The 13,173-nt window shown below is 60.3% G+C and carries 13 protein-coding genes and 1 pseudogene; 9 read left to right on the top strand and 5 right to left on the bottom strand.

Going from position 1 to position 13,173, the window contains the following annotated elements; all coding sequences use genetic code 11:
* Nucleotides 1–124: 124 nt before the first annotated feature.
* Both ACYZT9_RS11865 and ACYZT9_RS11860 read left to right on the top strand, forming a co-directional pair.
* On the top strand, nt 125–376 hold the full coding sequence (locus tag ACYZT9_RS11865; RefSeq protein WP_462009940.1) for a phage infection protein: 252 nt from the start codon (nt 125–127) through the stop codon (nt 374–376).
* A gap of 224 nt (nt 377–600) precedes the next feature.
* A complete protein-coding gene (locus ACYZT9_RS11860) occupies nt 601–825 on the top strand; it encodes a hypothetical protein (protein ID WP_462009939.1) in 225 nt (74 codons plus the stop codon).
* A 182-nt stretch (nt 826–1,007) separates the two neighbouring features.
* Here the strand turns inward: ACYZT9_RS11860 and ACYZT9_RS11855 are convergent, their stop codons facing one another.
* Both ACYZT9_RS11855 and ACYZT9_RS11850 read right to left on the bottom strand, forming a co-directional pair.
* Complete coding sequence (locus ACYZT9_RS11855; protein ID WP_462009938.1) at nt 1,008–2,438, bottom strand: FAD/NAD(P)-binding protein; 1,431 nt, start codon at nt 2,436–2,438, stop codon at nt 1,008–1,010.
* Nucleotides 2,439–2,549: 111 nt separating this feature from the next.
* Entirely contained in the window at nt 2,550–3,113 is a 564-nt protein-coding gene (locus ACYZT9_RS11850) for a helix-turn-helix domain-containing protein (RefSeq protein WP_462009937.1), read from the bottom strand.
* Between ACYZT9_RS11850 and ACYZT9_RS11845 the strand changes: the two are divergent.
* From ACYZT9_RS11845 to ACYZT9_RS11815, 7 genes and pseudogenes are all read left to right on the top strand, one after another.
* Nucleotides 3,108–4,146 (top strand): annotated as a pseudogene (locus tag ACYZT9_RS11845) (DMT family transporter). The gene ACYZT9_RS11850 and the pseudogene ACYZT9_RS11845 sit on opposite strands and share 6 nt — an antisense overlap.
* A gap of 457 nt (nt 4,147–4,603) precedes the next feature.
* Nucleotides 4,604–7,522 carry a monovalent cation/H+ antiporter subunit A gene (locus ACYZT9_RS11840; protein WP_462009936.1) on the top strand — a complete coding sequence of 973 codons (2,919 nt, stop codon included), beginning with the start codon at nt 4,604–4,606 and terminating at the stop codon, nt 7,520–7,522.
* Nucleotides 7,522–7,866, top strand: a complete 345-nt coding sequence (locus ACYZT9_RS11835) for a Na+/H+ antiporter subunit C (RefSeq protein ID WP_462009935.1) — start codon at nt 7,522–7,524, stop codon at nt 7,864–7,866. The genes ACYZT9_RS11840 and ACYZT9_RS11835 overlap by 1 nt, the downstream gene beginning before the upstream one ends.
* A complete protein-coding gene (locus ACYZT9_RS11830) occupies nt 7,863–9,548 on the top strand; it encodes a monovalent cation/H+ antiporter subunit D (RefSeq protein ID WP_462009934.1) in 1,686 nt (561 codons plus the stop codon). The genes ACYZT9_RS11835 and ACYZT9_RS11830 overlap by 4 nt, the downstream gene beginning before the upstream one ends.
* Nucleotides 9,545–10,033, top strand: a complete 489-nt coding sequence (locus ACYZT9_RS11825; RefSeq protein ID WP_462009933.1) for a Na+/H+ antiporter subunit E — start codon at nt 9,545–9,547, stop codon at nt 10,031–10,033. Before ACYZT9_RS11830 ends, ACYZT9_RS11825 begins: the two co-directional genes overlap by 4 nt.
* Entirely contained in the window at nt 10,030–10,308 is a 279-nt protein-coding gene (locus ACYZT9_RS11820; protein ID WP_462009932.1) for a K+/H+ antiporter subunit F, read from the top strand. Before ACYZT9_RS11825 ends, ACYZT9_RS11820 begins: the two co-directional genes overlap by 4 nt.
* Complete coding sequence (locus tag ACYZT9_RS11815) at nt 10,305–10,667, top strand: Na+/H+ antiporter subunit G (protein ID WP_462009931.1); 363 nt, start codon at nt 10,305–10,307, stop codon at nt 10,665–10,667. The genes ACYZT9_RS11820 and ACYZT9_RS11815 overlap by 4 nt, the downstream gene beginning before the upstream one ends.
* 120 nt (nt 10,668–10,787) lie before the next feature.
* On the opposite strand, the gene ACYZT9_RS11810 is transcribed toward ACYZT9_RS11815, so the two are convergent.
* The 3 genes from ACYZT9_RS11810 to ACYZT9_RS11800 all read right to left on the bottom strand — a co-directional run bounded on the left by ACYZT9_RS11810 (nt 10,788) and on the right by ACYZT9_RS11800 (nt 12,988).
* Complete coding sequence (locus tag ACYZT9_RS11810; protein WP_462009930.1) at nt 10,788–11,225, bottom strand: DUF3995 domain-containing protein; 438 nt, start codon at nt 11,223–11,225, stop codon at nt 10,788–10,790.
* A gap of 127 nt (nt 11,226–11,352) precedes the next feature.
* Nucleotides 11,353–12,366, bottom strand: coding sequence for an ABC transporter substrate-binding protein (locus ACYZT9_RS11805; RefSeq protein ID WP_462009929.1), 1,014 nt, complete (start codon nt 12,364–12,366; stop codon nt 11,353–11,355).
* Between the two features lie 151 nt (nt 12,367–12,517).
* Nucleotides 12,518–12,988, bottom strand: coding sequence for a hypothetical protein (locus tag ACYZT9_RS11800; RefSeq protein WP_462009928.1), 471 nt, complete (start codon nt 12,986–12,988; stop codon nt 12,518–12,520).
* Between the last annotated feature and the right edge of the window lie 185 nt (nt 12,989–13,173).

The following is a 13,173-nucleotide window of genomic DNA, read 5'->3' as shown; positions in this document are numbered from 1 at the left end:
GATACGCGGCCCCTGATTTCGACCTGATCGCGCACACATCACTGATACACCCGAGCGTTTAACTGTGTTCAACGGATAGCAGCCGCTAACGACTCACTTAAACCAAACGCACGGAGAATCACCCATGTTCAAGTTCTCGAAAGTCTCCTCCCTGGGACTCGGTCTGGTACTGGCAGGCGGTCTTGGCCTGTCGAACCTGGCCTCGGCCAATACCGTGAGCGCCGCACCCCACAGCCAGGTCCAGCAACTGCTGGTGGAAGGCGGTTCGGACCGACTGATCGAAAATCGCGTCGCTGAAGGCGGTGCTGATCGTCTGCAGGAACTGCGTGAACGTGTCGCGCTGGTCAGCCCGAGCAACGCCGTGCAAGGGGTGTGATCGTTGCGGACAACCGCGCCGAGTTCGGTTCGAAATATCAGCGTTATTGATCGCGCAGCAAACAGAAACACCCAAAAGCCCGGATTTCCCGGGCTTTTTGCTTATCCAAAGGTGCACTGGCCGGATTAACGTTCTCGATAACGACTATGCGTCAGGGTGTTTTTTCATCGTGAAGCTTCAGCTCTACAGTAGCCCCATCTTCTTCCCGCTACTGGAGCAACATCATGAAAAGCATTATCGGTCTTGGTTTCGTCCTGTCTGTTTTTGGTGCTACATCGGCAATCGCGGCGCCGCATGCCACTTCGTCAGTGGTCGCGACGGCAAAGGTCAGTCAGTCAGCTACGTTGAATGTGAACACGGTTGGTGTTGAACATAAAGCTAGCCAGGCGAGCACACTTTACGTGGCTGAAAACCGTCCTGAGTTTGGTTCGAAGTATCAGCGTTATTGAGTGGTGAGAAGCAAATGCGCACGCGGAATCCATTGTAGGAGCGAGCTTGCTCGCGAAAAACGTCCAGACGCCGCTTTCATCCAGAAAGCCCGCTTTATCGTTAACGACCATCGCGAGCAAGCTCGCTCCTACAGGGTGGTCGCCCCTGAGAGGCCGAACGGAGAAATGGATATGCCCCGAACCTAAAACCCCACCAAGCGAACAGCCAAAACCTTGGCCTGACTCGCCACGTCCGTCACCGCCGTACTCTCCCACCACATCCCCCGCAACGGCGGCCCCATGGCAAATAGTCGAGGGGCCACGACTCCATCAACATCCAGCACCGCGCCATCAACCGCCGCTGCAATCCCCAACGCCAACGGCCCTGGTCGCACCAATCCACGAGCGAGCAACTGCTGCGGCAACGGTCGAGCAACCCGTCGCCAGTCATATTCGATGCCACTGGAATTGATCAGCGCCGCACCACGCACGACATCCGTTTCAGCCTCACCACGACGGCGAATGCGGATACTCACTTCACCACCCGACGAAGGCTCAAGCCCCTTGAACGAAGCCGCCTGAATCCGCAACCGCCCTTCCCCCTGTAGCCGCTCCACCAATGCCGCACTCAACGGCGGCGAGCGATGGTGATGACTTTCCCACCACGGCCGCACATGCCGCACAAACTGCCGACGCTGCACATCCGTCGCCTGACTCCACAAACGGCCAATATGCGACCGCACAGTGTCCAGCGGCGCCTGCCAGTCGATGCCCTGCTCGATGGCATCCCGGCAATGACGGCGCAGTTCACGCACCAACTGTCGCGGCGTACGAACACTGTGATTCTCGGCGAGAAAGTCCAGCCAGACCGGCGGTTGCCGGCGCACATGTGGCAACAGTCCGTGCCGGGAAAACACTTCGATCGGCCCGCGATGCCCGGCCTGCTCAAGCGACACCACGGCATCAACCATAGTCAGGCCTGAACCAATGATCAGCACCGTCGATTGCGGATCCAACTGTCGCATCGCCGCCACATCCCACGGATCGAGCGCCGCGGCGTTCAAACCGCTGGACTCGGTCTGCGGGGTCCGCGCAGCGGGGAACATTCCCGTCGCCAACACTGCATAGGTGCCCTGCAACCGCTGCCCGTCACTCAAACTCAGCCGTACCGAATCGTTCAGGGTTTCCAGGTCAACCACCTCGGCCCGCACATGCTCGACGGTCGAGCCATTCAAGGCGCCCACCGCTTGCGCCTCGGCCAGACGCTGCTGCACGTACAATCCGAAAATCCCCCGTGGCGGAAACAGTTCGCTGACGGGCACATGCTGCTCGTCGGACTCAGGCCAGCCGCCAGCGGCGATGTATTCGGTCAGCCATTGGGTCAGGTCATCGGCGTTGTCCGGGTCGACACTCATGCGCGCCGCGTTGCCGTTCAGCGTGTGGCCCAACTCGACCGCGCTGTAGGCCTCGCCCCGGCCAAGCTCGGCTCGGGGTTCGATCACCAGCAAATGACGCTTGCCGGGCAGACGCAACAACTGCGCCGCCAGCATCGTGCCGCTAAGGCCGCCGCCGATGATCAGGACGTCTGCGCGGCGGATCGCGCCCGGCGGGTATTCGCTGCGGGTTTCACTCATGGCCTTGTTTACCTTTTATGTCATGGGCAAAAGCGTGCGGCAGTCCGCTCGGCTGAAGGATTAACGCAATCTGGAGAACTCCATCGCTCACACAGATAACATTTCAAACAGTCAGATCACCACGTTTCTCACGAACCGCGCAGCCAACGTCCCATCATTGCGATAGGAATGCGGCTGGTTACTGGCGAACATGTAGAACTCGCCGGCAGCGATCTCATGCGGCGTGTCCCCGAGCATCAGAGTCAGGCAGCCTTCAAACACGTAGATCTGTTCGCTCCAGCCCTCGGCATCCGGTTGCGACGGGTAAATTTCTCCCGGTTGCAGGCACCATTCCCACTGTTCCACCTCGCGGGTAGCGGTGGCTTTGGACAGGAGAACGGCTTTACTGCCGGGAATCGTCCCGGCCCAGGCCACCTCGTTGATGCGGCTCGGGTCACGGGCATCCGGGGCCTGGATAAGGTCGCTGAATGCGACGTCCAGCGCTTCGGCCACGCGGTCGAGGGTGGTCAGGCTGACGTTCTTCTCGCCGGCCTCGATCGCCACCAGCATCCGGCGACTGACCCCGGACTTTTCCGCCAGCGCGGTCTGGCTCATGTCGGCGGCGTGGCGCAAACGCCGAACGTTCAGGCTGACGTGCTGCAGGACAGAAGCCCGTTGCGTTGAATCTTTGTGCACTATATTGCTCACTCGGTGGGGTTGGGCAGTATACTGCGCAACATTCGGCGCATTGTGCGTCCCCCCTCAGGTAGCGCGCAAGGTCATGACGTCGTTGAACTCCTCCCCGGCTTCTTCCCGTTTCTCTCGGTTCAGCAAGGCCGAGTGCGTGCTGGTGCTGGTCACCATGGTCTGGGGCGGCACCTTTTTGCTGGTGCAACACGCCATGACCGTCAGCGGCCCGATGTTCTTCGTCGGCCTGCGCTTTGCAGCGGCGGCGTGCATCGTCGCCCTGTTCTCCTGGCGTCATCTGCGGGAACTGACGCTGTTCGAACTGAAGGCCGGGGCCTTTATCGGCGTGGCGATCATGCTCGGCTACGGTTTGCAGACGGTCGGGTTGCAGAGCATTCCCAGCAGTCAGTCGGCGTTTATTACTGCACTTTACGTGCCTTTCGTGCCGCTGCTGCAATGGCTCGTGTTGGGACGGCGTCCGGGCTTGATGCCGAGCATCGGGATCATGCTGGCGTTTACCGGGTTGATGTTGCTGTCGGGGCCAGCCGGCGCTTCGTTCAATTTCAGTCCGGGAGAAATCGCTACCTTGATCAGCGCCGTGGCAATTGCAGCAGAAATCATTCTGATCAGCACCTATGCCGGCCAGGTCGATGTGCGCCGGGTGACGGTGGTGCAACTGGCGACCACGTCGGTGCTGGCGTTTCTGATGGTAGTGCCGACGCAGGAAATCATTCCTGACTTTTCATGGTTCCTGCTGGGCAGTGCACTCGGCCTCGGCGCGGCCAGTGCGGCGATTCAAGTGGCGATGAACTGGGCGCAGAAAAGCGTTTCGCCGACCCGGGCGACGTTGATTTATGCGGGCGAACCGGTCTGGGCCGGGATCGTCGGGCGGATTGCCGGGGAGCGGTTACCGGCGATTGCGCTGGTGGGCGCGGGGTTAATTGTCGCGGCGGTGATTGTGAGTGAGTTGAAGACCAAGGGTAAGGATCGTGTGGCAATTGAGGAACAGGTAAAGAGCGAGGCCGTCGACTCAAACAAGTGAGTGCTTCTCCCGACGCTCGGGAAGACGGCCAGAAATCTCCAATGGTCTTGATAACGCCGTGACTTACCGGACTCCAAGTCGCGCAACTGGCTTTCCTGCCATGATTTCCTCCTTAGAATATCAACAGTCGCGAATAGTACACGATCCACTATCGTTTCGGAGCGCGAGGAAATTGAGTGATTATCCCGACGGGATTTAGTCCTGAGATAGCAGGGTTGTCCTGCAACATAGAATCTCCCACATTGATTCCGTTTTGTGCCGCATTGGTGTGAACTCAGTTGCCCCCTGTGGGCGCGGGCTTGCTCGCGAGGGGGCCAGACCCGCTGACACACTCTTTTGAAACAATGTGAATCAGGCTTTTTCCGTCTACCGTGTAGGATTCTGCGACAGCTTGCCGTTTGGTGATCCGGGGACTGGCACGTATGATGCTTCACAAACTTCCGCAGATTAGAAGCCTATGTCCCTGATAGTTCTACTGCTTCTGCCTTTCATCGGCAGCTGTGTCGCGGCCTTGTTGCCGCACAACGCGCGTAACACCGAATCTTTGTTGGCGGGTCTGGTTGCCCTTGCAGGCACCCTCCAGGTCGCCCTCCTGTACCCGCAGATCGCCCATGGCGGCGTCATTCGCGAAGAATTTTTCTGGTTGCCCAGCCTGGGTCTGAACTTCGTTCTGCGCATGGACGGGTTTGCCTGGCTGTTCTCGATGCTGGTGCTGGGCATCGGCACGCTGGTTTCTCTGTACGCCCGTTACTACATGTCACCGGACGATCCGGTGCCGCGGTTCTTCGCGTTTTTCCTGGCGTTCATGGGCGCCATGCTCGGGTTGGTGATTTCCGGCAACCTGATCCAGATCGTGTTTTTCTGGGAGCTGACCAGCCTCTTTTCATTCCTGTTGATCGGCTACTGGCACCACCGCGCCGATGCGCGACGCGGTGCTTATATGGCGTTGATGGTCACCGGCACAGGCGGTTTGTGTTTGCTGGCGGGAGTAATGGTGCTGGGTCATGTGGTCGGCAGCTATGACCTGGACAAGGTCCTGGCCGCCGGCGATCTGATTCGTGCACATGCCCTCTACCCTGTTCTGCTGCCCCTGATCCTGATCGGCGCCCTGAGCAAAAGCGCGCAATTCCCTTTCCACTTCTGGCTGCCCCACGCGATGGCGGCGCCGACACCCGTCTCGGCTTATCTGCATTCGGCGACCATGGTCAAGGCCGGGGTTTTTCTGCTGGCGCGCCTCTGGCCTTCGTTGTCCGGCAGTGAAGAATGGTTCTACATCGTCAGCGGTGCCGGTGCCTGCACCCTGTTGCTCGGCGCCTATTGCGCGATGTTCCAGAACGACCTCAAAGGTCTGCTCGCCTACTCGACCATCAGCCACCTCGGGCTGATCACCCTGCTGCTGGGCCTGAACAGTCCCCTGGCTGCCGTGGCCGCGGTGTTCCACATTCTCAACCACGCCACCTTCAAGGCGTCGCTGTTCATGGCTGCCGGGATCATCGACCACGAAAGCGGTACCCGCGACATTCGCAAGCTCAGCGGCCTGATCAAGCTGATTCCGTTCACCGCGACCCTGGCCATGGTCGCCAGCGCCTCGATGGCTGGCGTGCCGCTGCTCAACGGCTTTCTATCGAAAGAGATGTTCTTCGCCGAAACCGTGTTCATCAACGCGACGGCCTGGATCGAGATGACCCTGCCCATCGTCGCGACCATCGCCGGCGCCTTCAGCGTCGCTTACTCATTGCGCTTCACCGTCGACGTGTTCTTCGGTCCGACCGCCACTGACCTGCCGCACACCCCGCACGAGCCGCCACGCTGGATGCGCGCGCCGGTGGAGTTGCTGGTGTTCACGTGCCTGATCGTGGGAATCTTTCCGGCGCAAGTGGTCGGCTCATTACTGGCCGCCGCTGCCCTGCCCGTCGTTGGCGGCACCCTGCCTGAATACAGCCTGGCGATCTGGCACGGCTGGAACGCACCGATGATCATGAGCCTGATCGCCATGTCCGGCGGCATCGTGCTCTACCTGCTGCTGCGCAACCAGTTCAAGCGCGGACGTTTCAAATATCCGCCGGTCATTGGCCTGTTCAACGGCAAGCGCCTGTTCGAGCGCAGCCTGGTGATCATGATGCGCCTGGCCCGTCGCCTGGAGCGGCGGATCAGCACCAAACGCCTGCAAACCCAACTGTTCCTGATGGTCCTCGCCGCCGTGCTGGCCGGGTTGATCCCGATGCTCCACAGCAGTCTGACTTGGGGTGACCGCCCGAAAATTCCGGGCTCGATCGTGTTCGTGACCCTTTGGCTATTGGCGATTGCCTGTGCACTCGGCGCGGCGTGGCAGGCCAAGTATCACCGACTCGCTGCCCTGACCATGGTCAGCGTCTGCGGGCTGATGACCTGCATTACATTCGTCTGGTTCTCGGCGCCGGACCTGGCGCTGACGCAACTGGTGGTCGAAGTGGTGACCACGGTGCTGATCCTCCTGGGACTGCGCTGGTTGCCGCGGCGAATCGAAGAGGTCTTGCCGCTGCCGAGCACGTTGCGTAAGGCCCGCATCCGCCGCCTGCGCGACTTGCTGCTGTCGATCTCGGTCGGCGGCGGCATGGCGGTGTTGTCGTACGCGATGCTGACGCGCCAGACGCCCAACGATATTTCATCGTTCTACCTCAGCCGCGCGCTGCCCGAAGGCGGCGGCAGCAACGTGGTCAACGTGATGCTGGTGGACTTCCGTGGCTTCGACACCCTTGGCGAAATCACCGTGCTGGTGGCCGTGGCACTAACCGTTTTCGCCCTGTTGCGGCGCTTCCGTCCGCCGAAAGAAAGCCTGCAGTTACCCGCCCAACAGCGTTTGCTCGCGCCCGACGTGGTCACCGACCTGGTCAACCCGCGCCAGGCCAGCGACACCGCGCTCGGCTTCATGATGGTGCCGGCGGTGCTGGTGCGCCTGCTGCTGCCGATTGCGTTCGTGGTGTCGGTCTATCTGTTCATGCGCGGGCACAATCAACCGGGTGGCGGGTTTGTCGCGGGGCTGGTGATGTCGGTGGCGTTCATCCTGCAATACATGGTCGCCGGCACGCAGTGGATCGAGGCGCAAATGAGCCTGCGACCGCTACGCTGGATGGGCACCGGTTTGCTGTTCGCCACAGTTACGGGGCTTGGGGCGATGGCGGTGGGGTATCCGTTCCTGACCACCCACACCTGGCATTTCGAACTGCCAGTGCTCGGCGACATTCATATCGCCAGCGCGCTGTTCTTCGACATCGGCGTGTACTCGGCGGTCGTCGGCTCGACCTTGTTGATTCTTACCGCCCTCGCTCACCAATCGGTACGCGGACACAAAACCGCCGCCCTGCCCAGATCCGTCGCCACGAAAGGAGTCGTCTGATGGAAGAAGTCATCGCAATCGCCATCGGCGTGCTGGCCGCGTCCGGCGTCTGGCTGGTGCTGCGGCCGAGGACGTTCCAGGTGGTCATGGGCCTGTGCCTGCTGTCCTATGGCGTCAACCTGTTCATCTTCAGCATCGGCAGCCTGTTCATCGGCAAGGAGCCGATCATCAAGGACGGCGTGCCACAAGACCTGTTGCATTACACCGACCCGCTGCCACAAGCGCTGGTGCTGACCGCCATCGTGATCAGCTTCGCCATGACCGCACTGTTTCTCGTGGTGCTGCTCGCTTCTCGCGGCCTGACCGGCACCGACCATGTGGATGGCCGGGAGCCTAAAGAATGAATGCGATGACGCACCTGATCGCCGCACCGATTCTGCTGCCACTGCTGACTGCCGCCCTGATGCTGATGCTCGGCGAAAAGCACCGGCCGCTGAAGGCCAGGATCAACCTGTTCTCCAGTCTGGTGGGCCTGGGCATTTCCGTGCTGTTGCTGCAATGGACGCAAACCACGGATGTGCCGGGCTCCATTGGTGTGTACCTGCCGGGCAATTGGCAAGTGCCATTCGGGATCGTGCTGGTGGTCGATCGACTGTCGGCGATGATGCTGGTGCTGACCGGAATTATCGGCGTCTGCGCCCTGCTGTTCGCCATGGCTCGCTGGGATGGCGCCGGTTCGAGTTTCCACGCGCTGTTCCAGATTCAGATGATGGGCCTGTACGGCGCGTTTCTGACAGCGGACCTGTTCAACCTGTTCGTGTTTTTCGAGGTGCTGCTGGCGGCATCTTACGGCTTGATGCTCCACGGCTCGGGGCGGGCACGGGTGTCGTCGGGGTTGCATTACATCTCGATCAATCTGCTGGCCTCGTCGCTGTTCCTGATTGGCGCGGCACTGATCTATGGCGTCACCGGCACTCTGAACATGGCCGACCTGGCATTGAAAATCCCGCTGGTGACAGAGGCCGATCGCGGACTGTTGCATGCCGGCGCGGCGATTCTCGCCGTAGCATTCCTGGCCAAAGCCGGAATGTGGCCGCTGAATTTCTGGCTGGTACCGGCCTATTCCTCGGCCAGCGCGCCGGTAGCAGCAATGTTCGCCATCATGACCAAGGTGGGCGTCTACACCTTGCTGCGGTTGTGGACCTTGCTGTTCTCCGGTCAAGCCGGCGCCTCGGCGTATTTTGGCGGCGACTGGCTGATCTACGGCGGCATGGCGACCATCGTCTGCGCCGCCGTGGCAATTATCGCCGCGCAACGGCTGGAACGCTTGGCCAGCTTGAGCATTCTGGTGTCGGCGGGGATTCTGCTGTCGGCCATCGGTTTCGCCCAGCCGAACCTGATCGGCGCGGCACTGTTTTATCTGGTCAGCTCGACCCTGGCGTTGAGCGCGTTGTTCCTGCTGGCCGAGTTGATCGAGCGTTCGCGCTCAGCCAATGAAATGCCACTGTTCGATGACGGCGACCTGATAGCGCGGCCGCTGGAATCCCTGCAACCGCCCAAAGGCATCAACCTCGATGACGAACAGAAAGCGGTGGTCGGCCAGGTGATTCCCTGGACCATGGCCTTCCTCGGTTTGAGCTTTATCGCTTGCGCGTTGCTGATCATCGGCATGCCGCCGCTGTCCGGGTTCATTGGCAAACTCGGATTGCTCAGCGCCTTGCTTAACCCGCTAGGCCTGGGCAATGGCGCGGATGAACCGGTGTCGAACGCCGCGTGGGGCTTGCTGGCTTTGCTGATTCTCTCTGGGCTGGCGTCGCTGATTGCCTTTTCGCGCCTGGGCATCCAGCGCTTCTGGACCCCGCAAGAGCGGCCCTCGCCGTTGCTGCGCCGCTTCGAATGTGTGCCGATCATCGCGCTGTTGGGTTTGAGCATTCTGCTGACCTTCAAGGCTGAACCGCTGTTGCGCTATACCCAGGCCACCGCCCAGGCCTTGAACACTCCGCAGCAGTACGTGATGGCCGTGCTTGGGACTCGCGCGGTTCCGAGTCCGGAAGCCAAAGCGGCCGTCGCGCAGGTGCAACCATGAAGCGTCTGTTCCCTGCACCGTGGCTGTCGCTGGCACTGTGGTTGTTGTGGCTGGTGCTGAACCTGTCGATGAGCCCCGGCCATCTGCTGCTGGGCGCCGCACTCGGGTTTTGCGCACCGCTGATGATGCGCAAGCTGCGGCCGTTGCCGATCCGCATTCGTCGTCCCGGCGTGATCCTGCGTTTGTTCTTCATCGTCGGTCGTGACGTGCTGGTGTCCAATCTCGCCGTGGCCCGGGGCGTGCTCAACGCCGGTCGGCGACCACCGCGCTCGCGTTTTATCAAGGTGCCGCTGGACCTGCGTGACGCCAACGGTCTGGCGGCGTTGGCGATGATCTGCACCGTGGTCCCGGGCACGGTCTGGTCGGAACTGGCACTGGATCGCAGCATTCTGTTGCTGCACGTCTTCGATCTGGATGACGAAGCGTTGTTTATCCAGCACTTCAAGGCGACCTACGAGCGCCCCTTGATGGAGATCTTCGAATGAGCCCGTTGCTGTCGAATGCAATTGTGCTGAGCCTGTTCATTTTTTCGCTGGCGATGGTGCTGACCCTGATCCGCCTGTTCAAAGGGCCGTCGGCGCAGGACCGGGTGCTGGCGCTGGATTACCTGTACATCGTCGCCATGCTGATGATGCTGACGCTGGGCATTCGTTATGCCAGTGACACGTACTTCGAGGCGGCGTTGCTGATCGCGCTGTTCGGCTTCGTCGGCTCGTTTGCCCTGGCGAAATTCCTGCTGCGTGGCGAGGTGATCGAATGAACGCTGAACTGTCTCTGTGGGTGGAAATCCCGGTGGCTACTCTGCTGGTGTCCAGCAGTGTTTTCGCGTTGATCGGCGCAATCGGTCTGGTGCGGATGAAGGATTACTTCCAGCGCATGCACCCACCGGCATTGGCCTCGACATTGGGTGCATGGTGCGTGGCGCTGGGTTCGATCATCTACTTTTCGGCACTCAAGTCCGGGCCAGTGCTGCATGCTTGGCTGATTCCGGTTTTGCTGGCGATCACGGTGCCGGTAACGACCTTGCTACTGGCTCGGGCGGCGCTGTTCCGCAAGCGCATGGCGGGGGATGATGTCCCGGCTGAGGTGAGTAGTCGGCGCACGGAAAGCGGGAGTTAGCTTGATAAATTTGTGTTGATCGAGCGGGCCTATCCGCGAGCAAGCCCGCTCCCACATTGAGCTTTAGTGTTCACACCCTGTGGGAGCCGGCTTGCTCGCGAAGGCGTCAGTCGAGACCACTCAGACCCACGCGACGGCCAACAATCCTGCCCCCAACACCACACACAACGGCGAATACACCCACGAGTCCAGCCGGGCAAATTCCGAACCCTTGACCTGCTTGAAAAAACCTACCAGGTTCGAATCGCCGATCGACCGGGCGAACATCAGCATCGCGATGGCGCTGATCACCCATTGCAGCGATAGATGGGACACCGCCGGCAGCCACCAACCGACCCGCAAACAGACCAGCGCTGCGATCAGCAGCAATCCGAAAGCCACCAGCAACGTCAGTCTCCCCGAGGGTTCGAACGCGGGCCGCGATCTCGCGCCATCCTCCCCCGGCACCTGCGGCACGGCCGCTACGGCAGCCCACTGGCCACCCAGCGCCCAGTAGACATGTATCAAGCTGATCACCGCGAAGATCGTCACCAGCCATTGAGCCAACAAAAGTGTCATGGTCGAGAATCCTTGAAAGGGATTTGAACAGAATCATCCTAGTCGGCATTTTCGTAAGTGCGCAGTCAGTGTGGAACGAGCCGCCTCCGAGCACTGTTCCGAGGAAGGCGGCATCAGACGCACCGTATTATTTCAATTCGGCAGAAACCTTATCCGCCACCTCCTTCGGCACCCACGCCTGCCACACATCAGGGTGCGCCTTCATGAACGCCTCCGCCGCCTGCCGTGGCGGCGTGTGTTTCTCGCTCATATCAGCCAGCGCCTTGTTCAACAAGCCGATGGGAAAGTCGACCTTGGTAAAGAATTCGGCGATCTGCGGATACTGTTTCTGGAACGGCGTGGACACGCCAATTGACAGCTTCGAGGGCAATGAGCGAGTCGGTTTCGGATCGGGGTGGTCGGCGTCGGTCAGGGTTTTCCAGGCTTCGGCATCGAACGGCGGTTCTTCCAGCTGAACCAGTTTGAAACGCCCGAGCAAGGGTGTCGGCGACCAGTAATAGAAAAGAACCGGCTTGCCACGACGAATCGACGAACTGATTTCCGCATCCAGTGCCGCCCCGGAGCCGCTGCGGAAATTCACGTAGCTGTCATCCAGGCCGTACGCCTTGAGCTTCTGCTTGTTGACCACCTCCGAGGTCCAGCCGATCGGGCTGTTGAGGAAGCGCCCCTTGCCCGGGGTTTCCGGGTCGCGGAATACCCCTTTGTATTGCGGCAGGTCGCTGACGCTGCGCAGGTCCGGCGCCAGCGCTTTGATGCCTTTCGCCGGGTCGCCCTTGATCACGTATTCGGGCACCCACCAGCCTTCGGTGGCGCCCTTCACAGTATCGCCGAGGCTGACAACCTTGCCTTCGGCTTCGGCCTTGACCCAGACCGGGCTGCGACCGGCCCACTCTTCGCCAATGACCTGAATGTCATTGTTGGCCAGGGCGGTCTCCAGGGTAATGGTCGTCCCGGGCAAGGTATCGGTCGGCAGCCCGTAGCCCTTCTCGACGATGATCCGCAGGATATCGGTAATCAGGCTGCCGCTTTCCCAGTTCAGGTCGGCGAAGTGGATCGGCGCCTGAGCGGCGAATACCGGAACGGGCGAGCCCAAACTGAAAGCGACCAGAACAGCGGCCAGCAACTGTCGAAATCCGTTCATGCTTTTGCACCTCGTGCTGTTCACAGCAATAGCAGGATGGCCTGACAAAGACCGCAAGCCTCAAAATACTCAGTCAACTGACTGTAGTAGAGGTTCCTGCTTTCGAGGGGCGAGGATTATTTTTCGGAAATTTCCTGCAAGCCCGAAGCCATTACTCGCTGGCTTTAAATGTCACCAGCTCTCCCTTGCGCCACTTGGCTGCCTTGGCCGTCACGGCTTTCAGGGTTTTGGTCAGGCCTTCCTGCAACTGTTGATGAGCGGCAAACACCATCACGACGCTGTGACCTTCCTTGAACACGATCCCGTGGCCATCGGCCGTGGTGACGAACGCGTAATCGCCAAGGCCGTACACCGTCAGTTTGATTTCGCGGAATTTGATGTCCAGTTTGCCGCCTTCGCGGCTGGGCAACACTGATGCACTGAAATGATCGCCAACCTTGAGTTTCAGGCCTGGCTTGTCGTCCACCACCAGCGCTGATTCGGTGTCGAGCTCGGCAATGTAAATGCCTTCAGCGTTCTGTTCGGTGATGTAAACAAAACGTGCCTGGAACTGTTTAACCAGCTTTGCGCGCAAATCACCCAGCACGAACAAAGCATGCATATCGAGATTACTGACTGCCAAGGAAACATCCCCACATCTGAAAATGATGCTGCACGCAGACAAACAGCGCACAGCAGAAAAAAGCGGCAATGCCGAAGGTTGTAGCCAAAGGGCCCGGGTCGAATCCGGAAACAAGCAGAGTGCTCATTCATCGCGAGGCGTGAGAAGACTACTGGAATGTCACTCACGTCGTCTTGCCTGGTGTT

The sequence above is a fragment of the Pseudomonas sp. ZT5P21 genome, assembly GCF_054897785.1.
The sequence above is the reverse complement of the archived record's forward strand: the minus strand, read 5'-3'. Positions and strand labels throughout refer to the sequence as shown.

Bases quoted from the DNA above. Each gene is read 5' to 3' on its own strand.
- ACYZT9_RS11865 (WP_462009940.1), top strand. From the start codon at position 125: ATGTTCAAGTTCTCGAAAGTCTCCTCCCTGGGACTCGGTCTGGTACTG.
- ACYZT9_RS11860 (WP_462009939.1), top strand. From the start codon at position 601: ATGAAAAGCATTATCGGTCTTGGTTTCGTCCTGTCTGTTTTTGGTGCT.
- ACYZT9_RS11855 (WP_462009938.1), bottom strand. From the start codon at position 2,438: ATGAGTGAAACCCGCAGCGAATACCCGCCGGGCGCGATCCGCCGCGCA.
- ACYZT9_RS11840 (WP_462009936.1), top strand. From the start codon at position 4,604: ATGTCCCTGATAGTTCTACTGCTTCTGCCTTTCATCGGCAGCTGTGTC.
- ACYZT9_RS11835 (WP_462009935.1), top strand. From the start codon at position 7,522: ATGGAAGAAGTCATCGCAATCGCCATCGGCGTGCTGGCCGCGTCCGGC.
- ACYZT9_RS11830 (WP_462009934.1), top strand. From the start codon at position 7,863: ATGAATGCGATGACGCACCTGATCGCCGCACCGATTCTGCTGCCACTG.
- ACYZT9_RS11825 (WP_462009933.1), top strand. From the start codon at position 9,545: ATGAAGCGTCTGTTCCCTGCACCGTGGCTGTCGCTGGCACTGTGGTTG.
- ACYZT9_RS11820 (WP_462009932.1), top strand. From the start codon at position 10,030: ATGAGCCCGTTGCTGTCGAATGCAATTGTGCTGAGCCTGTTCATTTTT.
- ACYZT9_RS11815 (WP_462009931.1), top strand. From the start codon at position 10,305: ATGAACGCTGAACTGTCTCTGTGGGTGGAAATCCCGGTGGCTACTCTG.
- ACYZT9_RS11810 (WP_462009930.1), bottom strand. From the start codon at position 11,225: ATGACACTTTTGTTGGCTCAATGGCTGGTGACGATCTTCGCGGTGATC.
- ACYZT9_RS11805 (WP_462009929.1), bottom strand. From the start codon at position 12,366: ATGAACGGATTTCGACAGTTGCTGGCCGCTGTTCTGGTCGCTTTCAGT.